Annotated in this window: 8 protein-coding genes and 1 pseudogene; 4 read left to right on the forward strand and 5 right to left on the reverse strand. The window is 72.1% G+C overall.

The annotated features are described in order from the left end of the window. Positions 1–80 precede the first annotated feature (80 nt). The 3 genes from ACILQ5_RS20470 to ACILQ5_RS20480 all read left to right on the forward strand — a co-directional run bounded on the left by ACILQ5_RS20470 (position 81) and on the right by ACILQ5_RS20480 (position 2521). A complete protein-coding gene (locus ACILQ5_RS20470; RefSeq protein WP_395659883.1) occupies positions 81–1616 on the forward strand; it encodes a PQQ-binding-like beta-propeller repeat protein in 1536 nt (511 codons plus the stop codon). Between the two features lie 87 nt (positions 1617–1703). Continuing rightward, complete coding sequence (locus ACILQ5_RS20475; RefSeq protein ID WP_395659884.1) at positions 1704–2165, forward strand: SRPBCC domain-containing protein; 462 nt, start codon at positions 1704–1706, stop codon at positions 2163–2165. Then, positions 2162–2521 (forward strand): ArsR/SmtB family transcription factor, encoded by a 360-nt coding sequence (locus tag ACILQ5_RS20480; protein WP_395659885.1) that lies wholly within the window; start codon positions 2162–2164, stop codon positions 2519–2521. Before ACILQ5_RS20475 ends, ACILQ5_RS20480 begins: the two co-directional genes overlap by 4 nt. A gap of 197 nt (positions 2522–2718) precedes the next feature. Here ACILQ5_RS20480 and ACILQ5_RS20485 read toward each other — a convergent pair. The 5 genes and pseudogenes from ACILQ5_RS20485 to ACILQ5_RS20505 form a co-directional block, all read right to left on the reverse strand. Continuing rightward, positions 2719–5081: pseudogene (locus ACILQ5_RS20485) on the reverse strand (ATP-binding cassette domain-containing protein). Between the two features lie 46 nt (positions 5082–5127). Next, entirely contained in the window at positions 5128–5538 is a 411-nt protein-coding gene (locus ACILQ5_RS20490) for a VOC family protein (RefSeq protein ID WP_395659886.1), read from the reverse strand. Positions 5539–5543: 5 nt separating this feature from the next. Next, positions 5544–5993, reverse strand: coding sequence for a helix-turn-helix transcriptional regulator (locus ACILQ5_RS20495; protein WP_395659887.1), 450 nt, complete (start codon positions 5991–5993; stop codon positions 5544–5546). A gap of 10 nt (positions 5994–6003) precedes the next feature. Continuing rightward, positions 6004–6354 (reverse strand): hypothetical protein, encoded by a 351-nt coding sequence (locus ACILQ5_RS20500; RefSeq protein WP_395659888.1) that lies wholly within the window; start codon positions 6352–6354, stop codon positions 6004–6006. Beyond that, complete coding sequence (locus ACILQ5_RS20505) at positions 6351–6704, reverse strand: hypothetical protein (protein ID WP_395659889.1); 354 nt, start codon at positions 6702–6704, stop codon at positions 6351–6353. The genes ACILQ5_RS20500 and ACILQ5_RS20505 overlap by 4 nt, the downstream gene beginning before the upstream one ends. 274 nt (positions 6705–6978) lie before the next feature. Here ACILQ5_RS20505 and ACILQ5_RS20510 point away from each other — a divergent pair, with 274 nt between their 5' ends. Then, positions 6979–7134: a hypothetical protein gene (locus ACILQ5_RS20510; protein ID WP_395659890.1), complete on the forward strand. Its 156-nt coding sequence runs from the start codon at positions 6979–6981 to the stop codon at positions 7132–7134. Positions 7135–7303: the final 169 nt, after the last annotated feature.

Here is a 7303-nt window from a genome sequence, read left to right on the forward strand (position 1 = left end):
AGGCATGGACCCGCGGCGCGACGGGAAGGGTGGCGGCACCGGCCCGCGATCGGCCGGTGGGACGACGACACGGGGGACGGATGGGACTCGGGCGACGCGCCGCCGCGACCGCGGCCGCGGTGGTGATGACGGTGCTGGGGCTGGGCGCGGCGGGCTGCTCCGGCGGCGACGACGGGTCCGGCGGCAGGGGGACCGCGGCAGGCCAGGACGCCGGGGCCTCGCCGTCCGCGTCGACGGCCCCGGTCCCGGACCTGGTGGACGGGGCCGACGTGGTGGCGCCGCTCGACGGGGGCCGGTTGGCCGAGGTGCGGGTCCTGCCGAAGCCCGACTACCGCTCGGCGTACCCGACCTCAGAGGTGCGCGCCGTGTTCACCGACGAGCTCGCGGTCTTCAGCGACACCCGGGGCAACCTGTGGGCGGTCGACCGGGACACCGGGCGCCCGCGCTGGCACGTGCGGATGGAGTCCTCGCTGCCCGGCGGCGACACCGTCTGCCGCCTCGCGCTGCCGAGCCCGGACGCCTCGGTCGTCGTCGCGAACCACGGTGGCGGCGACCTCTGCGGCGAGTTCACGGTCTACGACCTGCGGACCGGGGACGTCACGCTCTCCTACAGCTCGCTCACCCGCGAGGCCCGGGCGTCCGGCTTCCGGCTGTCGAGCAACCTCGGGATGTTCCAGCTGGGGGAGAGCACCTACTGGGTCGACCAGGAGGACCGGGTGCGTCGCCTCGACGACACCGGCGACTCCTCGACCGTGGGCAGCCCGGTGATCCTCGACGACAAGTACGACGGCTGGAACCTCGCGCGGTTCCAGGTGATCCCCGGCACCGACGTGTTCGTGGCGCGGATGATCCCGCCGCAGAAGGGCGGCTTCGACCCGAAGACCTTCGGCAAGCCCACCGACCGCGGCGACGTGATCGGGTTCCGGTTCGGCGACGACGACCAGCTGGAGCTGGTCTTCCAGACGTCGGTCGCGCGCCTCGTCGGCGGGGCGGGTCACGTGCGCGACAGCTTCGGGCAGGACGACGTGCTCCCCGGCCTGGTGGTCGACGTGGCCCGGCAGCACGGGACGAGGTCCTACCGCGTCCGCGCCATCGACCCCGAGAGCGGCGAGCTCGAGCAGCCGGGTGTGCTGGCGCCGTACGACGGCCTGGAGCGCGGCCGTGACGGCGTCCCCGGCATCGCCCAGGAGTACGGCCCGGACCTCAGCCTGGTCGTCGGGGACGGCACCGTGCTCACGCCGTACGAGGTGCCGGCACGGGTGGGCTACACCTCGGTCGTCCGCTACGACATGGCCACCGGCAAGCGGCTGTGGACGTGGCAGCTGCCCGGCGGCCTGCGCTCCGCCTCGCCGCCGAGCATCAAGGTCCTCGGGGTGACGCCGGACCGGACGAGCGCCTACGTCTACACCGCGATGGACTTCGACAACGAGATCCGCGAGCTCGACCTGGAGACCGGGAGGTCGCTGCGCACCTGGCAGCTCCCGGAGCGCAGCTCCTACGCCTACGAGTTCGACTTCGCCCCGACCTTCGTCGACGGCGACCGGGTGCTCCAGGTGAACGGCAACGGCTACGCGCGGGACACGAGCCTGGCGGCGCTGTTCTCGACCGGGGGGTGAGCAGCCCCAAGCGATCTGCAACAAAAGGTTGCGTGACGAGCCGGCGTGGGCTAGCGTCATGCGCAACCACTAGTTGCAGGAGGACAGATGGAGCACGACAGCATCGAGCGGGAGATCCACGTCGACGCGGCGCCGAAGGTCGTCTTCGACGTCGTCAGCGACCCGGCCCACGTGCGCGCGTGGTGGCCGGACGAGGCGGACTACCCGGCGGAGCCCGGGGGAGCGGGGCGCATCGGGTTCCGCCAGGGCGACGGCACGGTGGCCTGGGCGCAGCTCCAGGTCGTCGACGCCGTGCCGCCGCGGATGTTCTCCTTCCGCTGGACCCACGACGAGGGCGAGGAGCCGGGGCCGGGCAACTCGATGCTCGTCGTGTTCGAGCTCGAGCCGCGGGGCGCGGGCACGCTGCTGCGGATGACCGAGACCGGTTTCCGCGAGCGCGGCTGGGACGAGGCGAAGGTCGCGGCCGAGCACGCCGACCACGTCGCCGGGTGGGACCACTTCCTGCCCCGGCTGCCGGCGTACGCGGCGTCGGTGGGGGCGCGGGCGTGACCGTCGCGGTGGACGACGCGCTGTGGTCGGCGATCGGCGACCCGACGCGGCGGCGGATGCTGGACCTGCTGCTGGCCGGCGAGGGCACGGCCACCTCGCTGAGCGCCCGGCTGCCGGTCACCCGGCAGGCGGTCGCCAAGCACCTCGTCGTCCTCGACCGCGCCGGTCTCGTGACCGGCACGCTCGAGGGCCGCGAGCGTCGCTACCGCGTCGACGACGCCCAGCTCGCCGTCGCCGCGGCCCAGCTGGAGTCCGTCGGCTCCGCCTGGGACGCCCGGCTGCAGCGCATCAAGCGGATCTCCGAGGAGATCGCCGCCGAGCAGGCCGGCGCAGAGAGGGACGTGGAGGAGGACTGAGGGCGCTCCAGGGCGGGGATCCGTCTTCGTATGTTGACATAATGTCAGTTATCGGCGATCTAGTGACGGTTGAGTCGAGACCTCCGCCGGTCGAGTCGAGACCTCCGCCGGTTGAGTCGGGACTTCCGACCGACGCCCTCGTCAGAACCCTCGACTCGACCGTCACAAGTCGCGACTCAACGGTCAGAAGTCTCGACTCAACCGGAGACGTACGCCGCGAGGTGCTGGCCGGTCAGCGTGGCCCGGGACGCGACCAGGTCCGCCGGCGTTCCCTCGAAGACGACCGTCCCGCCGTCGTGGCCGGCGCCGGGTCCGAGGTCGATGATCCAGTCGGCGTGCGCCATGACGGCCTGGTGGTGCTCGACGACGACGACCGACCTCCCGGAGTCGACCAGGCGGTCCAGCAGGCCGAGCAGCTGCTCGACGTCGGCGAGGTGCAGCCCGGTGGTGGGCTCGTCGAGGACGTAGACGTCGCCCTGCTCGGCCATCTGGGTGGCGAGCTTGAGGCGCTGGCGCTCCCCTCCGGACAGCGTGGTGAGCGGCTGGCCCAGGTTGACATAACCCAGGCCCACGTCCGCGAGCCGGTCGATCACCTTGCGGGCGGCCGGCAGGCTCCCGGGGCCATCGGGCCCGAAGAACTCCCGGGCCTCGGTGACCGGCATCGACAGCACCTCACTGATGTTCCGGCCCCCGAGGTGGTGCTGCAGCGCGGCCGGCTGGAAGCCCTTCCCCTCGCACTCCTCGCACGTCGACTCGACGGTCGCCATGATGCCGAGCTCGGTGACGATCACGCCGGCGCCGTTGCAGGCCGGGCAGGCGCCCTCGGAGTTGGCGCTGAACAGGGACGGCTTCACGCCGTTCGCCTTGGCGAAGGCCTTGCGGATCGGGTCCAGCAACCCGGTGTACGTCGCCGGGTTGCTGCGGCGCGAGCCCTTGATCGCGCCCTGGTCGATGACGACGACGCCGTCGCGTCCGGCGATCGAGCCCTGCACGAGCGAGCTCTTGCCGGAGCCGGCGACGCCGGTGAGGACGCACAGCACGCCGGTGGGGACGTCGACGTCGACGTCGCGGAGGTTGTGGGTCGAGGCGCCGCGGACCTCGAGCCGGCCGGACGGCTCGCGCACGGTCTCCTTGAGACGGGCCCGGTCCTCGAGGTGCCGGCCGGTCACGGTGTCGCTGGCGCGGAGCTGGTCGTAGGTGCCCTCGAAGACCACCTCGCCGCCGGCGCTGCCGGCGCCCGGCCCGAGGTCGACGACGTGGTCGGCGATGGCGATCGTCTCGGGCTTGTGCTCGACGACCAGGACGGTGTTGCCCTTGTCGCGCAGCCGCAGCAGCAGCTCGTTCATCCGCTCGATGTCGTGCGGGTGCAGCCCGATGGTGGGCTCGTCGAAGACGTAGGTCACGTCGGTGAGGTGAGGGCGGACCCGAGGTGCCGGATCATCTTGGTGCGCTGGGCCTCTCCCCCGCTCAGCGTCCCGGCCGGCCGGTCGAGGGACAGGTAGCCGAGCCCGATCTCGGCGAACGCGTCGAGCAGGTGCTGTAGCCCGGCCACCAGCGGCGCCACGGCGGGCTCGGTGACCCCCCGCAGCCAGGTGGCCAGGTCGCTGATCTGCAGGCTGCTCAGCTCGGCGATGTTCCTGCCGCCGACCGTGACCGACCGCGCCTCGGCGCTGAGCCGGGTGCCGTCGCAGTCGGGACAGGTCGTGAAGGTGACCGCCCGCTCCACGAACCGCCGCACGTGCGGCTGCATCGCCTCGACGTCCTTGGAGAGCATCGACTTCTGGACCTTGGTGAGGACGCCCTCGTAGGTGAGGTTCACGCCGTCGACCTTGATCTTCTCGGGCTCGCCGTGGAGGAGCTTCTTCAGCTCCTTCTGCGTGTACTTCCCGATCGGCTTGTCCATGTCGAAGCCGGCACCGCTGAAGATCCGCCCGTACCAGCCGTCCATCGAGTAGCCGGGCACCAGCAGCGCACCGTCGGCCAACGACAGGCTCTCGTCGTAGATCGCGGTGAGGTCGAAGTCGTTGAGCGCGCCCATGCCCTCGCAGCGCGGGCACATGCCGCCCTGGTAGACCTGCTGCTTGACGACCTGCGTCTTGCCCGCGCCCTTGTCGGTCTTCATCATCCCGCTGGCGATCCGGGTCGGGACGTTGAAGGAGAAGGCCTGCGGCGAGCCGATGTGCGGCTCGCCGATCCGGCTGAAGAGGATGCGCAGCATCGCGTTGGCGTCGGTCGCGGTGCCGACCGTCGAGCGCGGGTTGGCGCCCATCCGTTCCTGGTCGACGATGATCGCCGTGGTCAGCCCCTCGAGGTGGTCGACCTCGGGCCGGGCCAGCGTCGGCATGAAGCCCTGCACGAAGACGCTGTAGGTCTCGTTGATCATCCGCTGCGACTCGGCGGCGATGGTGTCGAAGACCAGGGAGCTCTTGCCCGAGCCGGACACCCCGGTGAACGCCGTGAGCCGGCGCTTGGGGATCTCGAGGCTGACGTCCTTGAGGTTGTTGACCCGCGCGCCGTGCACGCGGATGAGGTCGTGGCTGTCCGCGAGCGGCGCGCTCATCGGCGGTCCTCCGGGTCGTGGGTGTGGTGGGTGGCGTCAGGTGCGCTCAGGGGGTCTCCTGGATCCGGACCATGTTGCCTGCGGGGTCGCGGACGGCGCAGTCGCGCATCCCCCACGGTTGCCGGGTGGGCTCCTGGACGACCTCGACGTCGCTGGCCTGGAGCTCGTCGAAGGTGGCGTCGAGGTCCCGGGTCGCCAGCATGATGCTGGCGTAGGTGCCCTTGGCCATCATCTCCGTGATGGTCCGGCGCTCCTCGTCGGTGACGCCGGGGTCGGCGGCCGGCGGGTGCAGCACGATGTTGACGCCGGGCTGGTCCGGCGGGCCCACGGTGAGCCAGCGCATGCCCTCGTAGCCGACGTCGTTGCGGAGCTCGAAGCCGAGCGTGTCGCGGTAGAAGCCGAGCGCGGCCTCGGGGTCGTCCTGCGGCAGGAACGTGGTGTGGATGGTGATGTCCATGGCCGTCAACCTAGGCGCCCGGGGGCCGTCGGTGCTTCTCGATTCCTGACCGGCCTGGCGACCTTGCTGGTCTCGCACGACGGCACGCCGGCCAGGTCGCGGGCTGCGTCGCGACGGTAGACGCTCGGTGGTACGCCGACCAGCTCGGTGAACCGCGTGCTGAACGTGCCCAGCGACTGGCACCCCACGGCGAAGCACACGTCGGTCACGCTGAGGTCGCCGCGCCGCAGCAGCGCCATCGCCCGCTCGATGCGCCGCGTCATCAGGTAGCCGTACGGCGACTCGCCGTAGGCCGCCTTGAACTGCCGGCTCAGGTGCCCGGCCGACATGTGCTCGCCGCGGGCCAGTGCCTCGACGTCGAGCGGCCGGGCGTACTCCCGGTCGATCCGGTCCCGGACCCGGCGCAGCCGCGCGAGGTCCCGGAGGCGCTCGTCGCGGCCGGGAGTGCTCGTCACGCCAGCGATGCTAGCGACCGGCACGGTCCGGCAGCGGCACGACGACCCGGACCCGGAGCGGCGCCGAACGGGCCGCCGGCAGCCGCCCGGCACGGGGGGCCACGACCCGCAGCTCGCGCGTGGTCAGCAGGTGGCCGGAGGAGATGTCGAAGGCGAACCGGCCGCTCCGCCGCGCCCGCTCGGTCGCCACCGTCGCCCAGCCGTCCGGGTAGTGCTCCTGGAGCCGGACGACCCGCCGCTCGTCCGCCGTCCGCACCTCGCCGTGCACGGGGATCCGCGCGTCCACGGGCACCTCGTCGGGCGCCTGGGCGGAGATCTGGGCGCCCAGCACCGCGGCGCCGAGGAGGAGCGCGACGCTCACGAGAGCTCGTCCTCGCAGCCGGCGCTGTGGTCGGTGGCCTCGCTTACGACGTAGCCCCCCTCGTCGGTGCGCACGGTCGCCACCCACCAGCCGTCGCCGTCGTCGTTGGTGATGACCACCCGGTCGGCGTCCGCCTCCCCCGGGTCCTCGACGATCCAGCCCTCGTCCGGCGGCTCGCCGAACCCCTCGTGCGTCCCGAGCCAGACCTCCAGCGCCCGGATCGGCGTCTCCGCGCCGGACACCGACAGGTCCGGGCGGTACGCCGTCCCCGGGCACCCGTCGCGCGAGCAGCCGGGTGCCAGCAGCACCACCACGAGCGCGAGGAGGACGGGCAGCCGGCGGACGCGCACGGGACCAGCATGGGACACGGCGGCCCTGCCGTCCGGTGATTAGCCGGCCGGTCGGGACCCCTGGCCCCTCCGGGCCATGCCGCCACCACCCGGACGGGGCATTCTCCGGGGTTTGTCCCGAAACGCCGGGTCGCGTCCCGGCTCCGTCTTTACCTTCGAACGAGGATGTATCCGCCGCCCAGGACCGGTCTCCTCGAAGGGGACAGCGTCTCGGAACGGCGCCGGCATCGCCCGTGGGGGGCCACGTCGCCGAGGCTCGAGAGGAGGTAGAACGATGTGGGACACCGTCCAGACCAATGGTGAGCACCTGACGCACGACATGCCGTGCCCACACTGCGGGCACGCCCTCCACACCTACCTCGAGTGCGGGGACGGGTGTGACTGCGTGCCGGTGCGGCCGAGCAAGCTCGCGCAGGTCGCGAACGTCTGACCGCCGGCCGGCCGAGCGGGTCAGCCGAGCGGGTCAGACGGTATGACGTGACCGCCTCGGTGTGAGGGGGTTGCAGGCCGGGGCCTCTCACATGCATGTACGTGGGTTGTCGGGCAGGAGTGGCCTGCGCGACCTATCCACAGGCATAGGAGGCCCCGGTGTTCACTGA

Source organism: Nocardioides sp., assembly GCF_044226305.1.
Taxonomy (GTDB): domain Bacteria; phylum Actinomycetota; class Actinomycetes; order Propionibacteriales; family Nocardioidaceae; genus Nocardioides.

What these genes read in the sequence shown, in the direction of transcription:
- ACILQ5_RS20470 (WP_395659883.1), top strand. Translation starts at nt 81, where the DNA reads ATGGGACTCGGGCGACGCGCCGCCGCGACCGCGGCCGCGGTGGTGATG.
- ACILQ5_RS20475 (WP_395659884.1), top strand. Translation starts at nt 1,704, where the DNA reads ATGGAGCACGACAGCATCGAGCGGGAGATCCACGTCGACGCGGCGCCG.
- ACILQ5_RS20490 (WP_395659886.1), bottom strand. Translation starts at nt 5,538, where the DNA reads ATGGACATCACCATCCACACCACGTTCCTGCCGCAGGACGACCCCGAG.
- ACILQ5_RS20510 (WP_395659890.1), top strand. Translation starts at nt 6,979, where the DNA reads ATGTGGGACACCGTCCAGACCAATGGTGAGCACCTGACGCACGACATG.